This is a genomic window from Ruegeria sp. AL1 (assembly GCF_056540905.1).
Map to the genome: position 1 here is coordinate 37,411 of NZ_JBQFXP010000013.1, position 24,179 is coordinate 61,589.

General features: G+C 57.8%; 30 protein-coding genes. 16 read left to right on the plus strand and 14 right to left on the minus strand.

Going from position 1 to position 24,179, the window contains the following annotated elements:
• Positions 1-10: 10 nt before the first annotated feature.
• A complete protein-coding gene (locus tag ACRZ9X_RS19195) occupies positions 11-655 on the plus strand; it encodes a DUF1523 family protein (RefSeq protein ID WP_480521691.1) in 645 nt (214 codons plus the stop codon).
• Between the two features lie 42 nt (positions 656-697).
• On the opposite strand, the gene ACRZ9X_RS19200 is transcribed toward ACRZ9X_RS19195, so the two are convergent.
• The 6 genes from ACRZ9X_RS19200 to ACRZ9X_RS19225 form a co-directional block, all read right to left on the minus strand.
• Entirely contained in the window at positions 698-1,792 is a 1,095-nt protein-coding gene (locus ACRZ9X_RS19200; protein WP_480521692.1) for a flagellar basal body P-ring protein FlgI, read from the minus strand.
• Complete coding sequence (locus ACRZ9X_RS19205; RefSeq protein ID WP_480521693.1) at positions 1,789-2,796, minus strand: flagellin; 1,008 nt, start codon at positions 2,794-2,796, stop codon at positions 1,789-1,791. Before ACRZ9X_RS19205 ends, ACRZ9X_RS19200 begins: the two co-directional genes overlap by 4 nt.
• A gap of 2 nt (positions 2,797-2,798) precedes the next feature.
• Positions 2,799-4,250: a flagellar hook-associated protein FlgK gene (gene flgK, locus ACRZ9X_RS19210; RefSeq protein WP_480521694.1), complete on the minus strand. Its 1,452-nt coding sequence runs from the start codon at positions 4,248-4,250 to the stop codon at positions 2,799-2,801.
• A gap of 33 nt (positions 4,251-4,283) precedes the next feature.
• Positions 4,284-5,579 (minus strand): flagellar hook protein FlgE, encoded by a 1,296-nt coding sequence (locus ACRZ9X_RS19215; RefSeq protein WP_480521695.1) that lies wholly within the window; start codon positions 5,577-5,579, stop codon positions 4,284-4,286.
• 98 nt (positions 5,580-5,677) lie between these two features.
• Positions 5,678-6,514: a flagellar motor protein MotB gene (locus ACRZ9X_RS19220; protein ID WP_480521696.1), complete on the minus strand. Its 837-nt coding sequence runs from the start codon at positions 6,512-6,514 to the stop codon at positions 5,678-5,680.
• Positions 6,515-6,600: 86 nt separating this feature from the next.
• A complete protein-coding gene (locus tag ACRZ9X_RS19225) occupies positions 6,601-7,938 on the minus strand; it encodes a FliI/YscN family ATPase (RefSeq protein WP_480521697.1) in 1,338 nt (445 codons plus the stop codon).
• An 87-nt stretch (positions 7,939-8,025) separates the two neighbouring features.
• Here ACRZ9X_RS19225 and ACRZ9X_RS19230 point away from each other — a divergent pair, with 87 nt between their 5' ends.
• The 9 genes from ACRZ9X_RS19230 to ACRZ9X_RS19270 are packed head-to-tail and all read left to right on the plus strand — an operon-like array spanning position 8,026 to position 12,570.
• Positions 8,026-8,412: a FlgB family protein gene (locus tag ACRZ9X_RS19230; RefSeq protein ID WP_480521778.1), complete on the plus strand. Its 387-nt coding sequence runs from the start codon at positions 8,026-8,028 to the stop codon at positions 8,410-8,412.
• A 12-nt stretch (positions 8,413-8,424) separates the two neighbouring features.
• Positions 8,425-8,811, plus strand: coding sequence for a flagellar basal body rod protein FlgC (gene flgC / locus ACRZ9X_RS19235; protein WP_480521698.1), 387 nt, complete (start codon positions 8,425-8,427; stop codon positions 8,809-8,811).
• Between the two features lie 11 nt (positions 8,812-8,822).
• A complete protein-coding gene (gene fliE, locus ACRZ9X_RS19240; RefSeq protein WP_480521699.1) occupies positions 8,823-9,113 on the plus strand; it encodes a flagellar hook-basal body complex protein FliE in 291 nt (96 codons plus the stop codon).
• A 4-nt stretch (positions 9,114-9,117) separates the two neighbouring features.
• Positions 9,118-9,390: a flagellar biosynthetic protein FliQ gene (locus ACRZ9X_RS19245; RefSeq protein WP_480521700.1), complete on the plus strand. Its 273-nt coding sequence runs from the start codon at positions 9,118-9,120 to the stop codon at positions 9,388-9,390.
• Entirely contained in the window at positions 9,390-10,100 is a 711-nt protein-coding gene (locus ACRZ9X_RS19250; protein WP_480521701.1) for a flagellar hook-basal body complex protein, read from the plus strand. The genes ACRZ9X_RS19245 and ACRZ9X_RS19250 overlap by 1 nt, the downstream gene beginning before the upstream one ends.
• Positions 10,101-10,121: 21 nt before the next feature.
• The gene (gene flgG / locus ACRZ9X_RS19255; protein WP_480521702.1) at positions 10,122-10,907 is read left to right on the plus strand and encodes a flagellar basal-body rod protein FlgG; all 786 of its coding nucleotides are present in this window, start codon (positions 10,122-10,124) and stop codon (positions 10,905-10,907) included.
• Positions 10,907-11,320, plus strand: coding sequence for a flagellar basal body P-ring formation chaperone FlgA (flgA, locus tag ACRZ9X_RS19260; RefSeq protein WP_480521703.1), 414 nt, complete (start codon positions 10,907-10,909; stop codon positions 11,318-11,320). The genes flgG and flgA overlap by 1 nt, the downstream gene beginning before the upstream one ends.
• 8 nt (positions 11,321-11,328) lie before the next feature.
• Positions 11,329-12,051: a flagellar basal body L-ring protein FlgH gene (flgH, locus tag ACRZ9X_RS19265; protein WP_480521704.1), complete on the plus strand. Its 723-nt coding sequence runs from the start codon at positions 11,329-11,331 to the stop codon at positions 12,049-12,051.
• A 9-nt stretch (positions 12,052-12,060) separates the two neighbouring features.
• On the plus strand, positions 12,061-12,570 hold the full coding sequence (locus tag ACRZ9X_RS19270; protein WP_480521705.1) for a flagellar basal body-associated FliL family protein: 510 nt from the start codon (positions 12,061-12,063) through the stop codon (positions 12,568-12,570).
• 40 nt (positions 12,571-12,610) lie between these two features.
• On the opposite strand, the gene ACRZ9X_RS19275 is transcribed toward ACRZ9X_RS19270, so the two are convergent.
• From ACRZ9X_RS19275 to ACRZ9X_RS19310, 8 genes are all read right to left on the minus strand, one after another.
• On the minus strand, positions 12,611-12,979 hold the full coding sequence (locus ACRZ9X_RS19275; RefSeq protein WP_480521706.1) for a hypothetical protein: 369 nt from the start codon (positions 12,977-12,979) through the stop codon (positions 12,611-12,613).
• Complete coding sequence (flhB, locus tag ACRZ9X_RS19280) at positions 12,976-14,064, minus strand: flagellar type III secretion system protein FlhB (RefSeq protein WP_480521707.1); 1,089 nt, start codon at positions 14,062-14,064, stop codon at positions 12,976-12,978. The genes ACRZ9X_RS19275 and flhB overlap by 4 nt, the downstream gene beginning before the upstream one ends.
• Entirely contained in the window at positions 14,061-14,834 is a 774-nt protein-coding gene (locus ACRZ9X_RS19285; RefSeq protein ID WP_480521708.1) for a flagellar biosynthetic protein FliR, read from the minus strand. The genes flhB and ACRZ9X_RS19285 overlap by 4 nt, the downstream gene beginning before the upstream one ends.
• Positions 14,831-16,867, minus strand: coding sequence for a flagellar biosynthesis protein FlhA (gene flhA / locus ACRZ9X_RS19290; RefSeq protein WP_480521779.1), 2,037 nt, complete (start codon positions 16,865-16,867; stop codon positions 14,831-14,833). Before flhA ends, ACRZ9X_RS19285 begins: the two co-directional genes overlap by 4 nt.
• 60 nt (positions 16,868-16,927) lie before the next feature.
• Positions 16,928-17,533, minus strand: coding sequence for a transglycosylase SLT domain-containing protein (locus ACRZ9X_RS19295; protein ID WP_480521709.1), 606 nt, complete (start codon positions 17,531-17,533; stop codon positions 16,928-16,930).
• 142 nt (positions 17,534-17,675) lie between these two features.
• A complete protein-coding gene (locus ACRZ9X_RS19300; RefSeq protein WP_480521710.1) occupies positions 17,676-18,104 on the minus strand; it encodes an Lrp/AsnC family transcriptional regulator in 429 nt (142 codons plus the stop codon).
• 56 nt (positions 18,105-18,160) lie between these two features.
• Positions 18,161-19,480 carry an MFS transporter gene (locus ACRZ9X_RS19305; protein WP_480521711.1) on the minus strand — a complete coding sequence of 440 codons (1,320 nt, stop codon included), beginning with the start codon at positions 19,478-19,480 and terminating at the stop codon, positions 18,161-18,163.
• Positions 19,481-19,483: 3 nt separating this feature from the next.
• The gene (locus ACRZ9X_RS19310) at positions 19,484-19,735 is read right to left on the minus strand and encodes a metal-sensing transcriptional repressor (protein WP_480521712.1); all 252 of its coding nucleotides are present in this window, start codon (positions 19,733-19,735) and stop codon (positions 19,484-19,486) included.
• 132 nt (positions 19,736-19,867) lie between these two features.
• On the opposite strand from ACRZ9X_RS19310, the gene ACRZ9X_RS19315 reads away from it, so the two are divergent.
• From ACRZ9X_RS19315 to hpf, 6 genes are all read left to right on the plus strand, one after another.
• Positions 19,868-20,482 carry a ribonuclease D gene (locus ACRZ9X_RS19315; RefSeq protein WP_480521713.1) on the plus strand — a complete coding sequence of 205 codons (615 nt, stop codon included), beginning with the start codon at positions 19,868-19,870 and terminating at the stop codon, positions 20,480-20,482.
• On the plus strand, positions 20,479-21,447 hold the full coding sequence (locus ACRZ9X_RS19320) for a KpsF/GutQ family sugar-phosphate isomerase (RefSeq protein WP_480521714.1): 969 nt from the start codon (positions 20,479-20,481) through the stop codon (positions 21,445-21,447). Before ACRZ9X_RS19315 ends, ACRZ9X_RS19320 begins: the two co-directional genes overlap by 4 nt.
• Before the next feature lie 9 nt (positions 21,448-21,456).
• On the plus strand, positions 21,457-22,056 hold the full coding sequence (locus ACRZ9X_RS19325) for an LPS export ABC transporter periplasmic protein LptC (RefSeq protein WP_480521715.1): 600 nt from the start codon (positions 21,457-21,459) through the stop codon (positions 22,054-22,056).
• Between the two features lie 3 nt (positions 22,057-22,059).
• A complete protein-coding gene (locus ACRZ9X_RS19330) occupies positions 22,060-22,551 on the plus strand; it encodes an LptA/OstA family protein (RefSeq protein ID WP_480521716.1) in 492 nt (163 codons plus the stop codon).
• Positions 22,551-23,309, plus strand: coding sequence for an LPS export ABC transporter ATP-binding protein (gene lptB / locus ACRZ9X_RS19335; RefSeq protein ID WP_480521717.1), 759 nt, complete (start codon positions 22,551-22,553; stop codon positions 23,307-23,309). The genes ACRZ9X_RS19330 and lptB overlap by 1 nt, the downstream gene beginning before the upstream one ends.
• 253 nt (positions 23,310-23,562) lie before the next feature.
• Positions 23,563-24,126: a ribosome hibernation-promoting factor, HPF/YfiA family gene (gene hpf, locus ACRZ9X_RS19340; RefSeq protein WP_480521718.1), complete on the plus strand. Its 564-nt coding sequence runs from the start codon at positions 23,563-23,565 to the stop codon at positions 24,124-24,126.
• Positions 24,127-24,179: the final 53 nt, after the last annotated feature.

Below are 24,179 nucleotides of genomic sequence, written 5' to 3' on the forward strand. Positions count from 1 at the left end.
GGCATTGCCTATGCGCTATATCAAATGGGCCATTATCATCCTGTTCTGGGGAAGTGTCGCCTCGGTTCTGAATTACACGTTGCCGCAGCATGATATTGTCCGAATTTCAGATACTTATGAAAAGCGGATCGATCCGGGCGAAAACAGCATCTTCTGGTCGTCACAGGATGTGGGCAGCAACCCAAACACGCCCAACCGGGATGTATTTTTTATTCAAACCCGGAAGGCCAATGGCAAAGTCATGGTCTACAGAAACGAAGACACGGGTTGGGGTTGGCCGCCTTACTTCAAGCTGAACTCTTCCAACCTGCAGGCCGAGGCGGCTGATCTGAAGTCAGCCGAAGTCAGCCCACGATGGGTGGTTGTCCGGCATTATGGCTGGCGGAGCGAGTTTCTGTCGATCTTTCCGAATGCCGTGAAAATCTGGCAGGTCGATACGCCCGATCATCGCATCATTCCCTGGTTCAATATCATTTTCCTGACGGTTTTCTTTGCCCTGCTATGGGCCCTTTGGGTGCGCTGGCGCAGGTTCCGCGAAGCCCGGATCGATCCGATGATCGAAAACGTAGAAGACAGCCTTTATGCGGCTGGCGACGCGGTGGAAGAACAGGGCACCAAGGCGCGACGCTGGCTGGACAGTTGGAAATCAAAATAACCCCAGTCGCCGTTTGTGTGCCTGATCCCCGTGGGAAATGCCCTAGCGAACGACAAATTCTGCGTGCAGAGCACCAGCCGCCTTGATGGTTTTCAGAATGTCGATCATATCGCGGGGGGACACGCCAAGCGCATTCAGACCTGCCACCACTTCGGACAGGGTCGTTGCATCGGGGATTTCCGCAAGCCCGGTGCCTTCCTCCTCTTCGATGCCGGCAATTGTGCGGGGCACGACAACAGTTTCGCCCTGTGCGAACGGGTTGGGTTGCACCGCAATTGGTGCCTCCTCAACTGTAAGGGTCAGATTGCCCTGTGAGACAGCCACACGTGAAATGCGCACATCCTGCCCCATAACGATGGTGCCAGAGCGTTGATCCACAACCACGCGCGCCTTGCTTTCCGGCTCAATCAGGATGTTCTCGATGCGACCGATTGCATGGGCCGTGGACAGGGCCTGAGTCGCTTGGATATTGAGTTCAACGGTTCCTGAGTCGCGCATGATTGCAACGGGACGGTTGAATTCGGTGTTGATCGCAACCTCAATACGGCCCGCCGTTGTGAAATCCGGTTCCCGCAAGGCCAGACGCATTTGTGTCAGATCGGCAAGTTCGAAACCGACTTCGCGTTCGACCCGCGCACCCGACGGGATCACACCCGAGGTGGGCACGCCGCGAACTACCGAAGCGGCCTCTCCCTCCGCCGCTGCGCCGCCGGCCAGAACAGTGCCCTGCGCAACCGCGTATATCTGGCCATCGGCGGCATTCAGAGGAGTCATAATGAGGGTCCCGCCCAGCAAGCCCTTGGAGTCTCCGATGGCAGAAACGGTCACATCGATTTGCCCGCCAACCCGTGCGAAGGGTGGCAGACTGGCCGTGACCAGAACAGCCGCTACATTCTTGGGTCGAAAATCCTCTCCGTTCACGTTTACGCCCAATCGCTCGAGGATATTGGTCATGATTTCCTCGGTAAAAGGAGAGTTTCTCAACCCGTCCCCTGTTCCGTTCAGGCCGACCACCAGCCCATAGCCGACAAGGTCGTTGCCCCGAACACCATCGAAATCCACCAGATCCTTCAGCCGAATTGCTCCGGCATGCGCCAGGCAGGGTAGCAGGAAAAACAGGAACGCCAGAAGTCTCATCTCAGGAAATTCACCAGTGAAAGGTTGGCATTGCGCACTGTGACCGCGTAGAGGCTTTCCAGCTGGAACTGTACCGTTTGCAACCGTGCGGCGGTTTCATACGGATCAGCAGCAATCAATTCGTTACGTGCGAACTCCGTGCTGGTGCGTGCCGCTGTGTTGCGCGTGTCTGCTTGCTCGATACGCGCCTCTGCGGTCCCGATCTCGCCGCGAAGTTTGACGAGCTCGTCTGTCGCGCCAGCGAGATCAACGCCGAGATCTTTGAACAATGCAGTTCGCTGGGACGGAGGGAAACCCAGGGCAGCATCAGCGACAAGCGCGGTAAGGGCGACGTCACGGATCGCGGCTTTTATCGCTGGATCAAGGGCCGTTATTGGAAGATCAATCTGTTCCCCGTCCGAAATCTGCATCGGGGCCAGAGCATTTGCCGACCCACCATAGATAACCGCGTCAAACTTGGTCGGATCGTTCATCCAGTTATCGGCGGCCTGACGGATCGCGCTGGTCGTGACCAACCCGGTCAGTTCGGATTGTAGCGAGCTCAAAATGCTGTCCGCATCCGGTAAGGGCGAGACATCGGTCGCCGTCCCTGAAAAAAGGCTTCGCCCGCCCGTGCGGGCGTTGAGAGCGGACACCATCGTATCCAACTGATTGCGTGCCTGAACCGAGGCTTGTTGATGAGTAACCGCCTGGTTCGATGTTCCGAAAGACAACAAATCTGCCGACATATCCGAGGTCGATTCTGCAATAGTCTTCACGCTTGTCTGCATCGCTTCGGTAAACAGTCGCGCTTCGGTTGTCGCGATCGCATAGGCGTCCAGCCGTTCCAGACCGCGATCTAGTTCCAGCAGATAGGCGTAATCGCCACCTAATCGGCCCGAGATATCCTGAACCCGCCCTGTCGACATTTCATGAGACAGGGTTTCGATCTGAGTTTTGATGTCAGTGCTGCGCGCGCGCAGGGTCAAACCACGCGCCAGATCGCCGATGGAAGTCAGTGTCATGTTCAAAGCCTCAGCAAAGTGTCCATAAGTTCATCAACCACGGCGACAATTCTGGCGTTTGCGGCATAGGATTGTTCAATTAGTATCAACCGCTGAAGCTCGGCATCGCTGTCAACACCTTGCTCTGCTTCAATCTTTTGCATTTGCAGCTGAGCGTTTGCGGCAAACGCCCTGCGTTCCGTCGCCGTATGGGCTTTGGCTCCCGCGAACGACTGCAGCGCCCGAAACAGATCGGACATTCGCATATCTCCGGTCCCCAGGCCGGGCCCAGAAATTGGTCGTGCGGTCGTGAGAATTGCGCCAAATGCCTGCAGCTGGGCGGCGGTCCCGGGGTCGCCCGGGCCTGTGGCCCCCAGTCCGGTACGCAGCCGCCAGCTGTCACCGCCTTGGTTGGGAACGACAATCTCATTCACTTCGATCCTTGATGCAAGACCGGGAGGCGCGAGGGGATCAAACCGGGTGCCGCGATCGGTGAAAAGACCAGGATCCGAAGGCAAGGCTGTCGGGTCCAGACCCGGAGTTTCAAATCGTTCGATCAGATCGCGCGCGATGGTATCCAGATTAATCTGAGCCTCTACGGCCAGTTCGTCGCGTATTTTGAACTGCGCGGCCAACGCGCCACCTCGAATCTGCGCGAAATCTCCACTGACACGCACGGGCTGACCGTTGAGCGAAAGACCCGATAGCAAACCGTTAGCGACCGTCATATGGGGTTTGGTGTCCCCGGTGGTCGAGAATGCGAACTCGGCGGCAGTGCCTTCCAGAAGGATCAAGCCGCCATCGGAATAAAGTGACACCTGATTGTTGTCGCGGGCCACCACATTGACCGGAATCAACGTATTGATCTGATCGATCAGCCTTTGACGCTGATCCAGCATTGCGCCGACATCTCCACCGGAATTCTGAACGGCGACGATACGGGCATTCAGATTCTCGACATCTTGCAGAGTCTCATTCAAAGACGCCACCTGAGTGCCAATCGTCCGATCCGCGTCCGAGCGCACGTGGCGCAAGCCTTCGGAGGCTTTGTTTAGTGCGATACTGACCTCTTGTGCCGCCTGGACGGCCTGATCCAGACGCTGGGCCGAATCTGGAAGGCTTGCAGCCGTTATCAAACTGCTCTCGAACGTGGCCAAGCGCGAAGATACCGAGGCCGGGTCGTCCGCGGTTCCAACCAGCTTTTCGAAGCCGACATAAAAATCCGACATCACGCTGGCATGTGAGAGTTCCGCGTCCGTTTCACGCCGGTTCGCAACCAGGACAGGATCCTGATGTCTGGTGACGCCGACAATTCGTACGCCATTGCCCGAAACCGTACTGGTCGTCAGTTCCAGCGTGCGGCGGGCGTAACCTGGCGTCAGAGCATTTGCGATGTTGCCTGAAACAACCGCAGCCCCCCGGCTGGCGGCGTTCAGGCCACCTATGGCGTTGTTCAGCGCGGTTGAAATGCTCATTGAAAGGCTCCTTTCTTCAGGTCAGCGCGGCGATCAGCGTTTGATATTGGTGGTTTCCTGCAGCATCTCGTCCACTGTCTGGATGACCTTTGCGCTGGAGGAATAAGCGCGCTGCGTTTGGATCATTGAAGTCAGTTCCGTGGCCACGTCGGTTGTTGATTCTTCGCGCGCAAATGAAATCAGATCACCGGTCGGACCTTCGCCTGCGTTCCACAGAAAGAACGTCCCACTTTCGCGTGACGGTGCGTAGGTTTGACTATCCAGTGCAGTCAGCCCGTTCGGATTTGGCACATCTGCAAGAGGAATCTGGAACATGCGACGGCTGACACCGGTATCGTAGAAGGCGTAGACATATCCGTTCTCATCCACCTGCACGCTTGTCATCGTGCCTACGGCGGAGCCGTCGCGCGTGATGGAAACGGGGGCGAACGTATCCGAAAGCTGGGTAATGCCATCGGAATCCCCGATCTGGCCGATGTTGATCTCCATGGGTCCGCCTGCAACGTTGACCACGACACTGCCGGTCACCGGATCATATGCCCCGCCCGATATCGCTGTGACACTGGCCAATGTTCCCCCGGACGCGCGGCTGTTGGTGAAGGTTAACGTGTATTCACCTATGATCGCCCCGCCCGACGCGGAATCGCGCAGGGTCATGGTCCAGGTGTTGCTGGACCCCGTTGCCGGTACTGTGGGCGTTAACTCGATATCCACGCTTTCCGACTTGCCCAGATTGTCAAAATACTCGACCGAAAGCGGTTGAATGTCACCAGGAGCGCCGGCGTCGGTGGCAGTGGCGGGCAGATTCATGCGCAGGTTCATCTGGGTCGTTGGCGCCCCGGACAATTGGTTGACGCTCAGCTGGATCGGTTCCAGGGCGGCTGGCGTGTCGCGGGGCACCGACGGGATCGAGCCGTCAGGTGCGGCGCGCCATCCCAGCAGAACCAGACCTGATTCCGTGACGAGATAGCCTTCCTCATTCGTACGAAAGGACCCGGTTGTAGTCAGCAGCATCTCATTCGAGCCGCCCGCGATTTGCGAACTGGGCCGTACGGGCAGCATTCCGCGCCCACGTACGGCCAGATCAGTGGAATTGTTCGTCGTCACCAATGACCCGCGCTGGTCGATCAGGCGCTGGCTGGTGGTTCTGACACCGCCCGCCGAATAGCTGCCACCCTGACCAGAGGTGACCATGGAATGAAAATCCGTTTCGACCCGTTTGTATCCAAAGGTTGAGGAATTGGCGATGTTGTCCGAGATCGAGGCCAGCCGGTTGGCATTGGCCTTCAACGCCGCCACACCGGCATTCAGCGAAGAGGAAATGGTCATTGGCGCGCCTTTCTGTTGCGTCACTTATCGGTGCAACAGCTAACGCGTGGGGTCTTAACAGCGGGCTAACATCTAAAATCCGTCCAATATTAAGAGGGTTAAGGGTTGCGAAGAAAGACGATCTCGATCCGGTTGTTGCGTACAGCCATGGGGTTTGGAACGGACAATTCCCGGTCAGCATGGCCGGTGACACGGGCCATGCGATGATCCGGAATGCCCTTGTTTTCAAGAATTTTGCGCACGACACGCGCACGCGTTGTCGACAGCGCCCAAACCGGTTTTTCCGCCAGAACAACCGGAGCAGAGCGGACATGGCCTTCGACCGAAATGGCATTGGTCACCAGATCCGAGGAACGGGCTACCAAAAGAATCAGCGCCCGCATCATCTGGGTTGGCTTGTCGGAATCGGGCTCGAACAGCGGCTGATCCTCGGTGTCGAACAGTTCGACCACCAATCCTTCTTCTGTGACGCGGGTGACAATATGCTTGCGCAGCTTGTCAGACACCATGCTCTCTCCGGTTCGGCCAAGGAGGTGTGCTTCGAGTGTCGAAAAGTCCTCGGAAATCTTTTTGCCGCCCTGATCATTCACACCGATTGATCCACGCGCCTGTTGCGCGCGGGTTGGACTGCGGTTGCTTGCTCCCGATCCGTCCATCACCATGGTTTTTTCCGAGAACATGTTGTCGCCGCCAAAGGCCCCGTCCCCCCCGCCTGACACGGGATTCACGGGAATGGTCGGCGAGAAGTAATCTGCCAAACCTTTGCGTTGTTTTTCCGTCGTTGCGTTCAGCAGCCACATCAACATGAAGAACGCCATCATGGCCGTGACAAAGTCTGCATACGCGACCTTCCACGCACCACCGTGATGACCATCGCCACCCGTTACACGTTTCTTCTTGATGATGATCGGCGCCGCATTGGATTGCGCACCCATCTCCACCACCTTTTCTATCACCCGAAAACAGGAGTAACCGGGCAGGTCTTAAGGCGGGTTTAACGTTTAAAACTGTCTCGATTTTTTCATGCGGGCAACTTGGTGCCGGCGCGCCGCAGAATCAACTGCAAACGGTTGAAGCTATTTTGAATGTCGTCTGTTTCCGCCTTGCCGAAAAAGGCGTCCAATTCATCATGCACGCGCACTGCCTGGTCCAGAAGAAGGTCTGACCCCTCGGTGTATAGCCCCGCTTTGATCATCACCTCGGATTGTTCGTAACTTCCGACCAGTTTGCGGGTTTCCGTAATCATCCGGTTTTCGTCCTCGGTCGCAGCACCAGGCAGGCTGCGCGAGACGGAGCGGCTGAGGTCGATGGCAGGAAACCGGCCACGTTCAGCGATTTCGCGGCTCAGGACAATATGCCCGTCCAGCACGCCGCGCAGAATGTCGGCGATCGGTTCTTCCATGTCCGATCCGGCGACCAGAACGCTGAAAACGGCGGTGATATCGCCCTGATTGGCAATGCCGGGGCCAGCACGTTCGCACAAGTTGGCGATGAGTGGCGTGACGGAAGGCGGGAAGCCGCGCAACGATGAAGTTTCGCCCATGGCGACGGCGATTTCGCGATGTGCCTCGGCAAATCGGGTGACGGAATCCGCCAGAAACAGGACATTCAGTCCCTGATCACGAAGATATTCCGCAACTGACATCGCCGACCAGGCGCACCGCCTGCGCGCCAGCGCTGACTGATCCGAGGTTGCCGCCACGATAACCGCGCGTTTCAACCCGTCTGCGCCCAATGCGTGTTCGACAAACTCATTCACCTCACGCCCGCGCTCTCCGATCAGCGCAACGACGACGACTTCGGCCTGTACCGACCGTGCCAGCGTGGCAAGCAAGGTGGATTTTCCGACGCCAGAGCCAGCAAACAGGCCGATCCGTTGTCCCTGAACGAGGGGCAGCAAAGTATTGAGCATGGCCAGCCCGGTTTCAATCCTCTTGCCCAGTGGTTTGCGCGCAACGGCAGGTGGTGGGGGGGTCATGATGTCTCGATCTTGGGTGCCGGGTAGCAAAGGCTTGCCATCCAGCGGTTTGCCAAAAGGGTCGACCACGCGCCCCAACCAGTGCATTCCCGGCGCAAAGGCAGGCGTATGCTCGAGAATCACCTGATCGCCAAGACACACTCCGTCGGCCGCCGCCGCTGGCAGCATGTGAATGTATTTTGCTTCGACTTGTAGAACCTCTCCGTCCAGATCGGGCCCTGTGCGGCGGCGTAGGGTCAAGTGATCTCCGATCCGCGCATGACCTTCCAGCCCTTCAATTTCTATGGCTCCACGTCCGACGCCGGACACACGGCCCGTGTGATGCACGGCGGAAAGCCGGTCGAGCTGGCATTTCAGAAGAATCGGATCGAGAGCGGACATCTTTAGGCCTCCAGAGAGTTTCTGAAAACGGTTTCTAAAGGAATCGGGGTTAAGCCTTGATTGAAATTGATCGAGGGAGAAGCCCCGATGTTCTATGACCTGAACGTCTTTAAGACAGCGTACGCAATGGCAACCCATGCCGGACAACGGCAGGCGGTGATTGCGCGCAACATGGCCAATGCGGATACGCCGGGCTATCAACCCCGCGATCTTGAGGCTTTTCAGAAGGCCTTCGAAAAGTCTGGCCGCGAATCCGGCATGATCTCCACGCGTATGGGGCATTTGAACGGATCCGTCACCACCCGCCCCTGGACAGAATATGAGGCTACGCCCTCAGGTGATCCAAACGGAAACGGTGTCTCGTTGGAAGAGGAGATGCTGAAAGCGGTCGAAGTCAAACGCCAGCATGACCGCGCGCTGGCGATCTACAAGTCTTCCATCGGCATTCTGCGCACCTCTTTGGGCCGGGCATAAGGAAGGGATGACATGAGCGATTTTTCCCATTCCCTTACCGCGTCGGCCAGCGCGTTGCGTGCGCAGGCCGCGCGCCTGCGACATGTGTCGGAAAACATCTCGAACGCTGACACGCCCGGTTATCGGCGTAAGACCGTACCTTTTGAGTCGATCGAAAGAGATGGGCGCGAGATTGTGCAGGCCGGGCAGGTAAAGCTGGATCGTCGCGCGCTTTCTCGGATCTACGATCCCGGCCATGCGATGGCGGATGAGACCGGCCACTACCGCGGCTCGAACGTCGATCTGATGATCGAGATCGCTGACGCGCGCGAAGCGCAACGCAGCTACGAGGCCAATCTCAAGATGTTCGACCAGACACGCCAGATGTCGTCGAGCCTGATGGAACTTCTCAGAAAATAAAGGACACCAGAATGGATATCCGAGCCCTGAATGCCGCTCAGAATTATGCCGGCGCACGCCCTGCGACGCAGGCCGATCCTGGTCACGCCGGACTGTCGCAAGGGACGCGTTCGGCTTTTCAGGATTTTGCCGCAACGCTGAAACAGTCTGAACATATGTCGCAGGCCGCGATGACGGGGCAAGCCGATCCCCATGCGCTGGTTCAGGCGCTGGCACAAACCGAACTGGCTGTGGAAACGGCCGTAATCGTACGCAACAAGGTTGTCGAGGCGTATCAGGAAATCTTGCGGATGCCGGTCTGACAGGATGCTGGGCGAAGGACTTTTCTATGACATCGTGCGTCAGGCGCTGTGGGTCGCGGTGATCACTTCGGTCCCCATTCTGACCGTGGCGCTGGTATCGGGACTGGTTGTCGGCCTGTTTCAGGCCCTGACCTCGGTGCAGGAGATGACGCTGACCTTCGTGCCAAAGCTGATCGCCATCGTCGTCGTGTTTTGGATTTCGATGGGTTTCATGACCCAGACACTGGTCACGTTCTTCACTGCCACCCTCATCCCCTTGATCGCCGGAGGTCGCTGATGGATACCGCTTATACAACTTTGTCCCGCCAAACGGGTCTGATGAATGAAATGCGGCTGGTCGCCAATAACATCGCCAATGCCAATACCACCGGGTATCGTCAGCAAGGGCTGGTTTTTTCTGAATTCGTCCGGGATATGCCGGGTAATCCCTCCCTCTCCATGGCGCGGGCCGAGGCGCGAAATACCTCGTTGCAACAAGGCGTGCTGACCGAGACCGGAGGGCAGTTCGATTTTGCCATCGAAGGCGATGGTTTTTTCATGGTTGAGACACCGGATGGCAACCGTCTTACCCGCGCGGGGGCTTTTTCGCCAAGCGCCGAAGGCGATCTGGTCACCATGGATGGCCATCGGGTTCTGGACAGCAACGGCGCGCCCGTTTTCATTCCGCCCGACGCGGCCTCAATCGATGTGGGCACGGACGGCACGCTCAGTGTCGAGGGGCAGGCGCTGGGCCAGATCGGGGTCTATCGCGTGGCTGATCCGTCAACACTGGTGCGCGAAGGCAGCACCCGGTTCCGGGCCGAGGGGGACATTGCGCCGGTTGATAACCCGCTGGTTGTGCACCGGTTCCTGGAGGGGTCGAACGTAAACGCAATCGGACAGGTCACGCGGCTGGTCGAGATCCAGCGCGCGTACGAGCTGGGCCAGAGTTTTCTGGAGACAGAAGACGAACGCCTGCGCGGAGCCCTCAAGGCGCTGATGCGCTGATTTAGGAACGGAGGATTTGACATGCGAGCTTTGAAAATTGCAGCGACGGGCATGACGGCGCAGCAGATGCGGGTTGAGACGATCTCGAACAACCTGGCGAACATGAACACCACCGGTTACAACGCGCGCCGGGCCGAGTTTGCCGATCTGCATTATCAGCAGATGGCGCGGGCCGGAACGGTGAATGCCAATGATGGCACTGTATTGCCGACCGGTATTCAACTGGGACTGGGTGTCCGGCCGGCCGCTGTCACTGTGCATCTGGAACAGGGGGCTTTGTCCGCGACAGGCAGTGATCTGGATATCGCAATCGAGGGGCGCGGGTACTTGGAAGTGACGATGCCCAATGGTCAGTCAGCGTTTACCCGCGATGGCAGTCTGAAACGCTCTGCGGAAGGTCTGATTGTGACATCCGATGGGTTTGCCGTGGCCCCGGAAGTCACCATTCCGGATGACGCCCGATCCATTTCGATCAATGCAGCGGGTGAGGTCTATGCCTATTTCGACGACACCGCGGAAGGTCAGTTGTTGGGTGAGTTGACACTGGCCAGTTTTTCGAACGCCAAAGGCCTGGAGGCGGTTGGGAATAACCTGTTCAAGGAAACCGAAGCCTCTGGCACACCCACAACAGGCACACCCGGTGAGGATGGGTTGGGCACATTGCGGCAGGGGTATCTTGAGGACAGTTCGGTTGATGCCGTACGCGAAGTGACAGAGTTGATCGAGGCGCAGCGCGGATATGAGATGAATGCCAAGGTCATATCCGCTGTCGATCAGATGATGGGTGCAACAACGCAGGTGCGCTGATGCGGGGACTGATTCTGATACTCATCATGGCTCCGGCCATTTTACAGGCCGAAATCGTCGTGCCCAATCGCACAATTCGCGCCAAAGAGGTGATTGCCGCTGCAGACCTGGTGGTCAAAGACATGTCTGCAACCGGCGCCATCCGTGACGCTGCCCGGCTGGTTGGCCAGGAGGCGCGGATTGCGCTTTATCCGGGTCGACCAATTCGCCCATCCGATGTCGGCCCCCCGGCGATTGTCGATCGCAATGAACTGGTCACATTGGTTTTTGTTAGACGCCCGATATCCATCAAAACCGAAGGTCGCGCGCTGGGACGGGGGGCAGAAGGCGAGAGAATTCGGGTGATGAATCTGTCCTCTCGCACGACCGTGACCGGGGTTGTCCGCCCGGACGGGCAGATAGAGGTAAAGTGATGCGAAACATGACAAAAACCATCTTGATGGGAGTTGTGACCCTGTCTGCCTGCGCTCGCCTGGATCATCTGGGGAAGCCGCCCAGCCTGACACCCAATACGGAATCGCCTGAACATGTGGCAATGCTTTGGCCGGGCCTGCCGCTTCACGCGCAATCTCAGCGTACGGTCGATCAATCATCGCTTTGGCGTGGGGGGCAGCACTCTTTGCTCGGAGACCAGCGGGCGATGAAGAAAGGGGACATTCTGACTGTGGTGATCGAGCTGGATGAAAAGGCCGAAATCTCAAATGACACCAACCGCTCACGTTCGGGATCCGAGAGCCTGGAGGTGCCAGGCTTGTTTGGCCTGCCGCAGCGGGCAGCCGAACGTTTGCCGGATGGTGCTTCGCTGGATGATGCGGTCTCCATCGATTCATCGTCGGTCAGCAAAGGCAAAGGGTCGGTCAAACGGAAGGAGAAACTGACCTTAAGGGTTGCGGCAACCGTCGTTGACGTGCTGCCCAACGGGGTGCTTTCGATTGCCGGGTCGCAAGAGTTGCGGGTTAACTTCGAACTCCGCGAGCTGTTGGTGGCCGGATACGTCCGCCCCGAGGATATCTCGCGCCAGAATGAGATCACCTATGACAAGATCGCCTCGGCGCGGGTGTCATATGGTGGGCGTGGTCAAATCAGCGACGTTCAGCAGCCCCGATATGGGCAACAAATCCTTGATAGCCTGCTGCCATTTTAAGGTGTTGCAATGATTAAGAAGCTTCTGCCTGTTGTGTTGCTTGTCGCAGGGCTTGCAGCTGGTGTGGGTGCAGGTATCGTGCTTGCCCCGAAGGACGGCACAAAGGCTGATCCGCCCACGGTTTCCGCTGAGGAGAAACCTGGCGAAAGCACATCCAAGGACGATAGTATCAAGAAATCCATGGATGAGTCTGGTGCCCATGATTACTTCAAATTGTCCAAGCAATTTGTTGTGCCAATCGTGGAACATGATCGGATTTCGGCGCTGGTTACGATGTCGCTGAGTCTGGAGACCCGACCAGGATTGGAGGAAGAAATCTACAAGATCGAACCCAAGCTGAGAGATGGATTCCTTCAGGTATTGTTCGATCACGCCAATACCGGTGGGTTTGATGGCGCGTTCACCGAGTCCGGCAATCTTGAGACCTTGCGCCGGTCGCTGTTGGACGTTGCCAAACAGGATATGGGTGATGATGTCTCGGGTGTTCTGATCATGAGCGTCAGCCGTCAGGATACCTGAAACGGCTGGCGTATCGCTGTCATTCGCATGATCCTGCTTGTCAGGCGTTTCCCAGCCGGTCTTTGGGACGGGTTTTCTCTGCCAGAGAAGCCACGGCCTGTTTTCGCCCGAAGGTTTGGCGCAGCGTGTCCAACGCATCCAGCTTTTGCGCCCGCGCGCGCGCGAGTTCGATATTCAGCCTCCGACGTGCCGTGGCCTCCCAACTGTGCCACATCAAGTCCGCACCGGTCAGAAGGTATTCCTGCGATTGCGCCTCTGCGGTCCGAACCTCTGCCATCTGACTGTCCAATTGCGCCAGCTGTCCGAGAATGCGGGCTTCGTCGAGCAGGATCGGACGCAATCGTTCGTATTCGCGCTGAAACGCCAGTTCAGTCACTTTTGCAAGTTTGGACAATTGTTTCTGGGTCACGACACTTGCTCCTTGGCGCGTTTTCGCATCGCTTCGGCAAAACGAATGGCAGCGGCAACGGGGCGGTAATGGGCTTCGTCAATCTCAGCTCCAATTTCGACCGTTGCGTGCAGAGCACGCGCTGTTGGTGGGTCAGAATGGATCGGAACGCCTGCGTCACTGGCCTTGGTCCGGATCGCTGCGGCCACCTCATCCACGCCTTTTGCAACGCAGACGGGGGCTGTTCCGGTGGCGCGGGACCATTTCAGGGCGACCGCGAAATGGGTTGGGTTGACAATCACAACGTCAGCCGCGGGAACTTCGGCCATCATTTGGTTGCTGGCGATGTCCTGTGCGCGCTGACGCCGTTGTTGTTTGACATGTGGGTCGCCTTCGGAATCTTTGGTTTCATCCTGAAGCTCTTTCCGCGACATTCGGTTTTTGCGCAGGTGTTCAGCATGTTGCCAAAGGTAATCGATCAGACCAATTGCCAGTGCAACAAGCGTGACGATGAACAAAAAACGCAAAAGCAGGGTTATCATGAGCAGTATTGACGACCGGGCAGGAGCCGCGCTGGCCGTGAGAATCTCGGGCAGGTTCCAGTGGAGATACAAGGCCAGGCAGGCGCTGTAGACCAAAAGCTTGACGCTGCTCTTGGCAAACTCGAACAACCCGCCGCGCCCGAATTTGTTTTTGGCATTCGAGATCAGAGAGATACGCGAGGCACGCGGTTTCAACTTTTCCGGCGCGAAGATCAAGGCACGTTGCGCGATCAGATTGAGCAGAACTGCAAGGGCCGGAAGTACAAATAAGGGTGCGATGGATACGAGAGCTGACAAAAACAGGCCCCCGACCACACCCGTCGATGGGCCGGTGATCAGGAGGGCTCCGATTTCGTCGGACCGATCGATCAAGACCACAAATGACGTGCCCAGACTGCTGACCATGTGATGCCCCGCCAGCAGAAGCGCAATCAGTACTCCTGCATACGCGGCCACGACTGAAAGGTCGTTGGACTTGGCCACTTCGCCTTTCTTGCGTGCTTTTTCGAGTTTCTGAGGTGTTGCTTCAAAGGACTTGTCGCTGTCGTCGTCCTGCGTGCTCATGGTCCGACCTCAATCGGATTCAACAGAAAGGTCGAAAAGGCGTCAGACCAAACCGATAACACCAGCGGCGCCCCCGCGAATAACAGGAACAATCCCGCGAAAGTTATTGCCGGGGCGCCAACAAAGGCCACCATCAGTTGCGGCATCGCGCGATTGATCACGCCAAGCGCCAAATTGTAGATCAGCGAGGCGATGACAAACGGAGTGGCCAGCGCGAATGCCAATCCGAAACTGCGCGCGACTTGCTGAACGCCCCATTGTGACAGATTTGACGCGATGGGCAGCATTCCCATCGGCAGCAGAGTATAGCTGTGGATCAGAAACTGAGCGGCGTGCACGTGCAGCCCCATCGACGCGGCCAGCGCCAATCCCGCCATGGTCAGAAAATACCCCATGGCCGGAACCGGTTCCGTCGCTGCGCCCCCAAGGATTTGTGACAATGAGGTTGCCTGCGCGGCAATCGAGCCAGCGGTTTGCAATGCGAGAACAAACAAGCGCAGCCCGATGCCAAGAGCCAGTCCAACCAGAATCTCGGTTCCGATCAGGAGAAGGCTGACGTCAAAGCCATAGGAAGGGGCCGGGCCAGAGATCGCAGGCGCAACAATCAGGGTAAAGGCAGTCGCCACGCCGAATTTCACCCGTGTCGGGATGCTGCGCTCCCCAAAAGCGGGCATCAGCGAGACGATGGCCGAGACCCGCAAAAAAACGGCAAAACCAAGCCACAAACCTTCGCCGAGTTGCGACAATAGAGCGGTTGGCAGACTGATCACGCGGGCACCGTTCCAACCAAAGCGGGTCGCGCGTCCAGCCCGATCTCTTCGAAGGAAAGAACCGGATTGGCCACGCCACGAGCCTGCATGATCGTGCGCAACAATCTGCGGCGGCGGGTAGAGGTCACAACCGCAGGGAACAGGCCGTGGTCGGCCGATTGCGCGACCGTCGTGCTTACGCCATCCGCCAGTTTGTTGAACAAATTGGGCGGCAGTGCCACGTCCAACGAGGCATTTGGGGCATCAATCTGGTAGGTTGCAAAGGTATCTTCCCACTCTGGTGCTAGCTGGATGAGAGGGATCGAGCCGTCTTCGCGCTTCATGTCGGCGATCAGTTGGAAGCCCAGCCTTTGGCGCACCAATTCACAGATACCTTCGGGTTGGGTCGTGGTCAGCCGCGCTTCGGCAACCGTTTCAAGGATCAGCGCCATATTCCGGATCGATACTTTTTCATCCAGCAGTAGCCGCAGCACAGCGTGCAAGGTGTCGATCGGAACCTTGTCGGGTATGAGTTCGTCCAGCAGTTTACGGTTGGCCTCAGCCCTTGTCGGATCGCTTAGCCGCGTCATCTCGGACAGAAGGCGTCGCAGGGATTTCAGCGTTAGCAGGCGCGAGAAGTTCTGTTTGATGATCTCCAACAGGTGTGTCGCCAGAATTTCGGGCGGGGTGACAATCGTGGCCCCGTTCAGCGCAGCGGCTTCCTGATCCTTGGGCAGAATCCAGCGGGCCGGAGCGCCGTAGACAGGTTCGGTGACATCATTGCCATCCGGAAGCAGGTCATGGCCATCCTGTACCAGCGCCAGAACCAGATCAGAGTTCAGAACTCCCCGCGCCTGTTCCACACCCTGAACCTTGATCACGTAAGTTCCCGTAGGCAGGTCAGCGCGGTCGGTCAGACGGATTTCGGGCAGGATCAGGCCAAAACTGGATGCCACATATGTCCGCATATTGGCGATCCGTGCATCCAGCCCGGTGCCCGGATTCAGGACCATGCTCACCAGATCGGGCGCGAATTCCAGATGCACGTCATCCAGGTCCAGAATGTCTCCGATCGCTTGTGGCGTGGAGTGATCGCTGACGGGACTAGGGGTTTCGGCGGCGACGGCCTGTGCCTTTTGTTTCTTCAAACCGCTGTATGCGGCAAAGCCCAGAACTCCGGCCCCCAATATGAACGGAACAAAGGGCAACCCGGGCACCAGTGCAAACAGGATCATCAGCACCGACACCGCGCCCAATGCAGCTGGATGCCGCCCCAACTGCGCAAAGATCGCACTGTCCGTGGCACCCTGAGTGCCACCGCGCGCCAGCAGCAATGCAGATGCGATCGAGATAATCACCGCCGGGATTTGCGAAACCAGCCCATCGCCCACCGTCAGGATTGCGTAGGTTTCGAATGCGGACCCCACCGGCATCCCGTGCACGATCACGCCCATAACGAGACCCATTACAAGGTTCAACAAAGTGATCAGTAGGCCGGCAACCGCATCGCCTTTGACGAATTTAGATGCTCCGTCCAACGAGCCGAAGAACGTGGTTTCCTGCTGTTCCCGTTCACGACGCTCTTTCGCCTGTTGGTGGTCGATGGCCCCGGCCGACATATCGCTGTCGATGGCCAGTTGTTTGCCGGGCATTCCGTCCAGCGCAAACCGAGCGCCCACCTCAGCCATACGGGTTGCGCCTTTGGTGATGACCATGAAATTCACGATCAGCAGCACACCGAACACAACCAGCCCCAGAAAAATACTGCCGCCCATGACAAACTGGGCGAACCCTTCGATCACATTGCCCGCAGCGCTGGTTCCCGTATGCCCTTGCCCTATGATCAGCTTGGTGGACGACACGTTAAGCGACAGTCGCAACATCAGGGACGCCAGAAGGATGGTCGGGAAGGAAGAGAAATCCAAAGGTCGTTCTATGAACAACGTCAGGGTGAAGATCAGTATAGCCAGAGCAAAGGAGGTGGCCAGGCCGATATCCAACACCCAGGCGGGCATCGGCAGGATCATCATCACGATGACTGCCATCAAAGCCATCGCCAGCAAAACCGTGGGGGAAAAGAGCGCGCGAATATCGATCCGGGGCACCTGGGCCTCCTAGTTGATGGGGATGAAAGGGACGGTGCGTTTGTTATCTGGAACCAGTGACCCCAAAGCGGTGGGCCGGGCATCTGCTTGCAACGGGATCAGCGGGTTCGGCCGGGCCAGTATGATTTCGGTATTTTCCAGTGGGTTTGCGCCGGGTGAGTCCAACCCGGCCAGAACATTCCGGAACCGCTCGGTGTACCGTTGTGCAAGTGATTGCGTTCGCGAATGGTACGCACCGGCAGCAGCGGGCCACGAGCCGAGCTCTACGTAGAGTTGCCTCAGAAATCGCGCTGCATATGTTGCATTTTCGTCCGGGTCGAACATGGCGTCGATGGATCGAAAAGCCTGCCCGTGCCAGCGATAGTTGATCTGGAAACAGCCCACATCAAAACTGCGCGCGCCGGTTCTGAAAACATCGAAGAGGTATGTCTTCGCCTCTGCCTCGGTCTTAAACCAGAACCCTTTGCCCTCAAGATTGACGGTCCAGGGCCAGGGTTCAAACTGTCCGCCCTGTGTTCTTCCGGTTTCCACCCGGGAAATCGCGCGAAGAACGTTCAACGGGACGTTTTCGGCCCGAGCCGCCCGCTCGGCCGCGCGATCGCATGGATTTGTCATTGCCCAAGCGCCTGACGCTGTGAAAACCAGCGCCACCGCGGCAAGCGATTGAAATGTAAGGTTCTGCATTCTGCCAACCCGGGGATTCTGACATCGTCCCGCAACGCTAGCCGGTTTTCGGTTTACAGACCGTTAGCGACGTCTATGTCCTGTCGATCTTTCGACCGAACACAACGCTTGTGTTGGTGCGCAAAACCCCGGGTATCTTGGCCAATTCGTCCACCAGAATATCCAGATCTTCCAGCCGTGGAGCCTCGGCAGTCAGCAACAGGTCAAAGTCGCCGTTGATCGAGAGGCACAGCCTAACTTCGGGATAGGCTTCGAGGCGCTTGATGATGCGGGTGGTCTCTTTCTGCTGGACTTCGAGCAAGACAATCACCTGAACCTTGGGCGTGTCTTCGGTTTCGCCGAGCACCACCGAGTATCCCTGAATGACGCCCCGCTCCTCCATCCGGTGAATGCGTTCGTGTACGGTTGTGCGCGCAACCCCAAGCGTGGCAGCGATGCGTGTGGTCGAGGCGCGGGCATTGTGCTGAAGGGCGGCGATAATGCGACGGTCGAGCGGGTCCATTTAAGCTCCGGTTCAGGCTGGTATCGCCCTGATTTTGGTCGGTTTGGCTGTCGCGCTCAAGACAGACGCGGGAAATTCGGGTGCAGATCGTCGATCACGATGGGATGCGCATGTGGCGCGGGTCCCGAAAGATGCGGATGCGTTCGGGGCAGTTCGGGATGATCGTGGATAATGGCACCTTGCGTGGGGCGCGGCCACACGATCAGGCCAAGGCCAAGGCCCAGAACGGCGGCAGTCGCCATGCCGGCCAGTGCCACGGTCGTGCCAAACTGCGTCATGAGCCAGCCGGCCAGAGGGTATAGGAACAGCCAGCATCCGTGGGACAAGGTGAACTGAGCGGCAAACACAGCTGGTCGATCCTCGGGATGGGCCGAACGTGTCAGAAGGCGGCCCGAAGGCGTCAGCGTGGCGGCATATCCAAACCCGACCAGAGCCCAGGTCCCGGTCAGTGTCGCCAAAGACGGAGGTATTACCGCCGAAAGGGCTGCGGCCAGGGACATGACTCCGGTGGCTATTGTGGCGCCACTCAGCATCACGCGGCGATCCGGGAAACGCTCCAATATCCGGGGCAGCGCAAATGCCGCCAGCATCGAACCGCCGCCGAACCCGGCCAGCGCGATGGCCACGGCGCTTTCCGACAGACCCATCTGCGCGCGCACGATCACCACCGTGTTGACGATGACCATCGCGCTCAGCGCCGCCGCCGTCCAACTCAATGCCAGCAGGCCACGCAAGCGCGGTGTTTTCAGGTAGATGCGGATGCCCCGTGTTGTGCGATCGTAGATGCCACGCCTCTGGGTGGGTTTTGGCGATGGCAACGTGACCGATACCACCAGTATGGCAGAGGCCACAAACCCCAGGCAGGTTCCCCAGAACAGGTTGTCGAAGCTGACAATCAGCAATAACGCCGCCGCCAGCATCGGGCTGAGCAGGCTTTCCAGATCATACGCCAGACGGGACAGAGACAATGCCTTGGTATATTCCTGCTCATCGGTCAGAACATCCGGGATGGTTGCCTGAAAAGCCGGGGTAAACCCGGCCGAGGCCGATTGCAGCACGAATATCAGCACATAGACTTGCCAGACCTCGGTGACGAAGGGCAGACACAGGGCAACAAGAGCCCGCACCAGATCCAGCGCCACCAGCATACGCCGCCGGTCCAACCGTTCAGCAAAAGCCGCGGCCAGAGGCGCAATCGTGACATAGGCCACCATTTTGATGGTCAGCGCCGTGCCCAAAACCAGGCCCGCAGCCCCTCCGGCCAGGTCGAAGGCCAGCAACCCGAGCGCCACTGTGGCCAGCCCCGTTCCGGTCAGGGCGACCACCTGCGCGGCCAGCAGATGGCGATATGTGCGGTTTTTCAGAACGCTGAACATGTCTCAGAGATACTTTGTTATTTCTTTGAAACCCTCAACCTCTTCGCCCTTGGAAGACAGGCAGTGGTCGATGTGGTCATGTATCAGCGCGCGTTTCGCGTTGGTAATCGCTTTTTCCACGGCAAAAAGCTGTTGCGCGATATCTGCGCAGGGGGCCTGGTTGTCGAGCATGTCGATAACCTTGGCCAGATGACCATGGGCACGCTTCAGTCGCGCCGTGATCTGCGTATGCGCCTGGTGAGGGTTGGTTTTCATTTCTTATCCCTATCCTCCCCATGGGGATACAGTCAAGCAAGTATGGGGGTCGCGTGTGTGGCGAAGAGACGGCGTTGAGTTTGTGAACAAAACCTCCTATTTCGGGGTCAAGACCGGACAAAGGAATGTCGCGTGGCGAACCATTTATACAAGAACGATCTGCCGGACGGGCTGGATCTGGGGCCTGTTGTGGCCATCGATTGCGAGACGATGGGGCTGAACCCGCATCGCGATCGCCTGTGCGTTATCCAGATGTCGGGCGGGGACGGCAACAGTCACATCGTTCAGGTGGAAAAGGGGCAGACGACGGCACCCAATCTGTGTGCGATGCTCGAGAATCCCGAAGTTCTGAAGTTATTCCACTTTGGCCGCTTCGATATTGCTGCCATGTATCACACGTTCGGAGCGCTCGCGGCACCCGTCTATTGCACCAAGATCGCCAGCCGTCTGGTGCGGACCTATACGGATCGGCACGGGCTGCGAAACCTGTGTCAGGAACTGATCAGTGTCGATATTTCGAAACAGCAGCAGATGAGCGATTGGGGCGCGGAAACCCTGACAGATGCGCAGTTGGAATACGCGGCTTCGGATGTTTTGTATCTGCATCGGCTGCGGGACGAATTGAACCTCAGACTGGCTCGTGAAGATAGGACTGACGTCGCGCAGGCTTGTTTTGAATTCCTGCCGACCCGCGCGAAACTGGACCTGGCTGGTTGGCCTGAAACGGATATCTTTGCACACTCATGACCGACAACGAATCATTTCTGAAAACCGCCCGACAGGTTGTGACCGACGAAGCCCGGGCACTGGATGTTCTGGCCGACAGTCTGGATGATCATTTTGCCGAGGCAGTTCATCTTATTCTGCAGGCGACGGGTCGCCTTATTGTAAGCGGAATCGGTAAATCCGGGCATATCGGGCACAAGATCGCGGCGACCTTGGCCAGCACCGGTACGCCTGCGTATTTCGTGCACCCCGCCGAGGCCAGCCACGGCGATCTGGGCATGGTGTCGAAGGGTGATGTTGTCCTGGCCATCTCGAATTCGGGCGAAGCGCCGGAACTTGCCAACCTGCTCGCCTTTACGCGCCGGTTCGACATCCCTCTGATCGGGTTGTCCAGCAAGCCTGAAAGCACGTTGATGACGCAGGCGGATGTCCATCTGCTGATCCCGTCTCTGGGTGAAGCCTGCGGGTATGGCATGGTGCCCTCGATCTCGACCACGCTGACTTTGGCGATGGGTGATGCGTTGGCAATCGCGCTCATGAAATATCGCGACTTCAAACCAGAAAACTTCCGAGACTTTCATCCCGGCGGGAAGCTCGGAGCACAGCTGAGCAAAGTGCGCGACCTGATGCACAGGGACACCCCAGTGGTTCCATCCGGCACCCCCATGAGCGAGGCGCTTTTGGTAATGAGTCAAAAGGGCTTTGGTGTCGTCGGTGTTGAAAACGAAGATCATCGTATGCTGGGCATTGTGACCGACGGTGACCTTCGGCGGCATATGGACGGGCTGCTGAACCTGACGGTCGATCAGGTCATGACCACAAATCCCCGCACCATCGGCCCGGACGAGCTTGCCGAGGGCGCGGTGTCGCTCATGACGATGCAAGATCCCAAGATCACCTGCCTTTTTGTCATCGACCCGGAAAAAGACGGCCGCGCCGAGGGTATTCTGCACATTCATGACTGCCTGCGGGCTGGTTTGGGATAGGGGGCTGACGTGGATCGTTATTCCCGCATGGTGCAGTTCCTCAAGGTTCTGCTGCCGCTTGCGGCGATATTGCTGCTGTCCACGGTCTTTCTGCTTTCGCGCAGTGTCGACACCAATGTGAATGTCCCGTTTTCGGGTCAGGAAATCGATGAGCGCCTGTCCAATCAGGTCGTCACCCGCCCAAACTACAAGGGCGTGACCCGGGATGGTGAAGAGATTCAGGTTGTCGCGCGCCAGGCGCGTCAGGGGGCCGAGGCCACTGACCCGACCGCTTCCGAGTTGCAGGGCCGGTTCGGATTGCGCAACGGCGGTGAAATCACGCTGGAATCCAATTCCGGCAGAATTCGCCCCGACAAGGGCACTGCAACCTTTGTCGGCGATGTGGTGATCACCACAGCCGATGGAATTCAGGTGACAACCGATCTGTTGAATACGTCACTTAATGAGATCCGTGGGGATACGCCCGGTCAGATCAATGGCACCGGCCCCATCGGTGATTTTACAGCCGGACGAATGACATTCGGAACGGAAAAAAAGGACGGACCTGTCCATATTCTTTTTACAGATGGCGTGAAGCTGATATACGAACCTCAGAAAGCAGAAAGATAACCTGTGTATGATTTCCGTGTAGCCCTTGTTTGTATTGCCCTGACTCTGTCCGCTCTGCCATCGCTGGCGCAAGAGGCGCAGGTCGCCTTTGGGGCGGTCAAGGCCGACCCGACGCAACCGGTCGAAGTGACGTCCGAGTCGCTGAATGTGAATCAAGAGGATGGCTCGGCCGAATTTCTGGGCAATGTCATCGTCATCCAGGGCGAAATGCGTCTTACGGCGGAACGCGTGCTGGTGATTTACAATCAGGAACAATCGGCGATTGAGCGGATGGAGGCCACCGAGAATGTCGTTCTGGTCAGCCCTCCGGATGCGGCGGAAGGGGATTGGGCGGAATACACCATTGATACCGGCGTCATCGAGATGCGGGGCAATGTCTTGCTGACGCAGGGGCCCAGTGTCATCAGTGGCGATCAGATGACCGCGAACCTGACCACGGGCACCGCGACGATGACGGGTAACGTCAAAACCATCCTGCAGCAGGGGCAGAACTGATGGCACGCCCAAAGCTCTCGGTGGCCGAAGGGTCCTCGGGCCTGCGGATCGAGAAGCTGCGCAAATCCTATCGCAAGAAAACGGTCATCCGCGATGTCTCGATGACGCTGGATCGCTCAGAAGTGGTTGCGTTGCTGGGGCCGAACGGATCAGGCAAGACGACGACCTTCTATTCCGTGGCCGGGCTGGTGTTCCCCGAGGCGGGAACCGTCACCATTGATGGCCAGACCGTCACGACCTTGCCGATGTACCGCCGCGCCCGCTTGGGAATTGGCTATCTGCCACAGGAGATGTCAATCTTTCGCGGCATGAGCGTGGAAGACAACATCGCCGCTGTACTGGATATCACCGTCGATCACGCCCATCGCCGCAAGGAACGTCTGGAAGAGCTGCTTTCGGACTTCTCGATCGAACATTTGCGCCGCGCCCCGGCGCTGGCCTTGTCCGGCGGAGAGCGCCGCCGGGTCGAAATCGCGCGCTGCCTTGCAGCGGACCCGAAATACCTGCTGTTAGATGAACCTTTTGCGGGTGTTGATCCGATCAGCGTTGGCGATATCCGGCATCTGGTGGCCGATCTGAAAAAACGAGGTATCGGTGTCTTGATTACCGACCACAATGTGCGCGAAACGCTTGAGATCGTGGATCGCGCCTACATTCTGCATGACGGACAGGTCCTGATGTCCGGAACCCCCGACGAGGTTGTCGAAAACGAAAATGTACGCCGTGTCTATCTGGGCGAAAATTTCAGGATTTCATGAGGTTGCGCAGAATTGCGTCGGCTGCATGGCGGAAATCGCGTATATACACGGCTGTTTTGATTGACTTTTCCGCTGTGTCTTGCCTCAATTGGTTCATGGCATTTCTACGGTTCCAACCTGGATCGGATGGCTCCTTCATCGAAGGGCCGGGACGGGGACAACCGCAGCATATGTCGCGACCCCCCACCCGATAAAAAACAGGCGCATCTATTCGGATGACGTCAATAAGGGTGTGAATTGTGAAGGAGATCACATGCGTTACCAAATCAGCGGAAAACAGATCGACATCGGCGCGGCTCTGCAGACTCACGTGCAGACCGAACTGGGCGAGGTCGTTGGCAAATATGCCCAGCGACCGACAGATGCCAATGTCGTCTTTTCCCGTTCGGCGCATGAATATGTATGCGAAACCACCGTCCATCTGTCGACCGGTCTGACGGCGCAGGCCAAGGCCCATGCCACCGAGATTTACGCGGCCTTCGAGGGATGCTGTGACAAGATGGAAACACAGTTGCGGCGTTACAAACGTCGCCTGAAGGACCATCACAAGGATCGGTCCGAACCGGTTGAACTCTTTGGTGCGTCGTCTTATATCCTCGCCTCTGACGAATCGGATACAGCGGACGAGCCCGATTCTCTGCAGCCTATGATTGTGGCAGAGATGGAGACTAAGATTCCGTCGCTGAGTGTCGGTGAAGCTGTTATGCAGATGGAACTGGCCGGTGCCCCGGTGCTGGTGTTTCGAAATGAGAACAAGGATGGGTTGAATGTCGTATACCGTCGCGAGGACGGCAATATCGGCTGGATCGATCCTTAACAGGCAGGAAATTTTGGCCCGTCCCCGTGACAGTCGGGGGCGGCGCGCAGGAG

Excerpts from the sequence above, each read along its gene's own strand:
- ACRZ9X_RS19195 (WP_480521691.1), top strand. The coding sequence starts at position 11 with ATGCGCTATATCAAATGGGCCATTATCATCCTGTTCTGGGGAAGTGTC.
- ACRZ9X_RS19200 (WP_480521692.1), bottom strand. The coding sequence starts at position 1,792 with ATGAGACTTCTGGCGTTCCTGTTTTTCCTGCTACCCTGCCTGGCGCAT.
- ACRZ9X_RS19205 (WP_480521693.1), bottom strand. The coding sequence starts at position 2,796 with ATGACACTGACTTCCATCGGCGATCTGGCGCGTGGTTTGACCCTGCGC.
- flgK (WP_480521694.1), bottom strand. The coding sequence starts at position 4,250 with ATGAGCATTTCAACCGCGCTGAACAACGCCATAGGTGGCCTGAACGCC.
- ACRZ9X_RS19215 (WP_480521695.1), bottom strand. The coding sequence starts at position 5,579 with ATGACCATTTCCTCTTCGCTGAATGCCGGTGTGGCGGCGTTGAAGGCC.
- ACRZ9X_RS19220 (WP_480521696.1), bottom strand. The coding sequence starts at position 6,514 with ATGGGTGCGCAATCCAATGCGGCGCCGATCATCATCAAGAAGAAACGT.
- ACRZ9X_RS19225 (WP_480521697.1), bottom strand. The coding sequence starts at position 7,938 with ATGTCCGCTCTCGATCCGATTCTTCTGAAATGCCAGCTCGACCGGCTT.
- ACRZ9X_RS19230 (WP_480521778.1), top strand. The coding sequence starts at position 8,026 with ATGTTCTATGACCTGAACGTCTTTAAGACAGCGTACGCAATGGCAACC.
- flgC (WP_480521698.1), top strand. The coding sequence starts at position 8,425 with ATGAGCGATTTTTCCCATTCCCTTACCGCGTCGGCCAGCGCGTTGCGT.
- fliE (WP_480521699.1), top strand. The coding sequence starts at position 8,823 with ATGGATATCCGAGCCCTGAATGCCGCTCAGAATTATGCCGGCGCACGC.
- ACRZ9X_RS19245 (WP_480521700.1), top strand. The coding sequence starts at position 9,118 with ATGCTGGGCGAAGGACTTTTCTATGACATCGTGCGTCAGGCGCTGTGG.
- ACRZ9X_RS19250 (WP_480521701.1), top strand. The coding sequence starts at position 9,390 with ATGGATACCGCTTATACAACTTTGTCCCGCCAAACGGGTCTGATGAAT.
- flgG (WP_480521702.1), top strand. The coding sequence starts at position 10,122 with ATGCGAGCTTTGAAAATTGCAGCGACGGGCATGACGGCGCAGCAGATG.
- flgA (WP_480521703.1), top strand. The coding sequence starts at position 10,907 with ATGCGGGGACTGATTCTGATACTCATCATGGCTCCGGCCATTTTACAG.
- flgH (WP_480521704.1), top strand. The coding sequence starts at position 11,329 with ATGACAAAAACCATCTTGATGGGAGTTGTGACCCTGTCTGCCTGCGCT.
- ACRZ9X_RS19270 (WP_480521705.1), top strand. The coding sequence starts at position 12,061 with ATGATTAAGAAGCTTCTGCCTGTTGTGTTGCTTGTCGCAGGGCTTGCA.
- flhB (WP_480521707.1), bottom strand. The coding sequence starts at position 14,064 with ATGAGCACGCAGGACGACGACAGCGACAAGTCCTTTGAAGCAACACCT.
- flhA (WP_480521779.1), bottom strand. The coding sequence starts at position 16,867 with ATGGCTTTGATGGCAGTCATCGTGATGATGATCCTGCCGATGCCCGCC.
- ACRZ9X_RS19295 (WP_480521709.1), bottom strand. The coding sequence starts at position 17,533 with ATGACAAATCCATGCGATCGCGCGGCCGAGCGGGCGGCTCGGGCCGAA.
- ACRZ9X_RS19300 (WP_480521710.1), bottom strand. The coding sequence starts at position 18,104 with ATGGACCCGCTCGACCGTCGCATTATCGCCGCCCTTCAGCACAATGCC.
- ACRZ9X_RS19305 (WP_480521711.1), bottom strand. The coding sequence starts at position 19,480 with ATGTTCAGCGTTCTGAAAAACCGCACATATCGCCATCTGCTGGCCGCG.
- ACRZ9X_RS19310 (WP_480521712.1), bottom strand. The coding sequence starts at position 19,735 with ATGAAAACCAACCCTCACCAGGCGCATACGCAGATCACGGCGCGACTG.
- ACRZ9X_RS19320 (WP_480521714.1), top strand. The coding sequence starts at position 20,479 with ATGACCGACAACGAATCATTTCTGAAAACCGCCCGACAGGTTGTGACC.
- lptB (WP_480521717.1), top strand. The coding sequence starts at position 22,551 with ATGGCACGCCCAAAGCTCTCGGTGGCCGAAGGGTCCTCGGGCCTGCGG.
- hpf (WP_480521718.1), top strand. The coding sequence starts at position 23,563 with ATGCGTTACCAAATCAGCGGAAAACAGATCGACATCGGCGCGGCTCTG.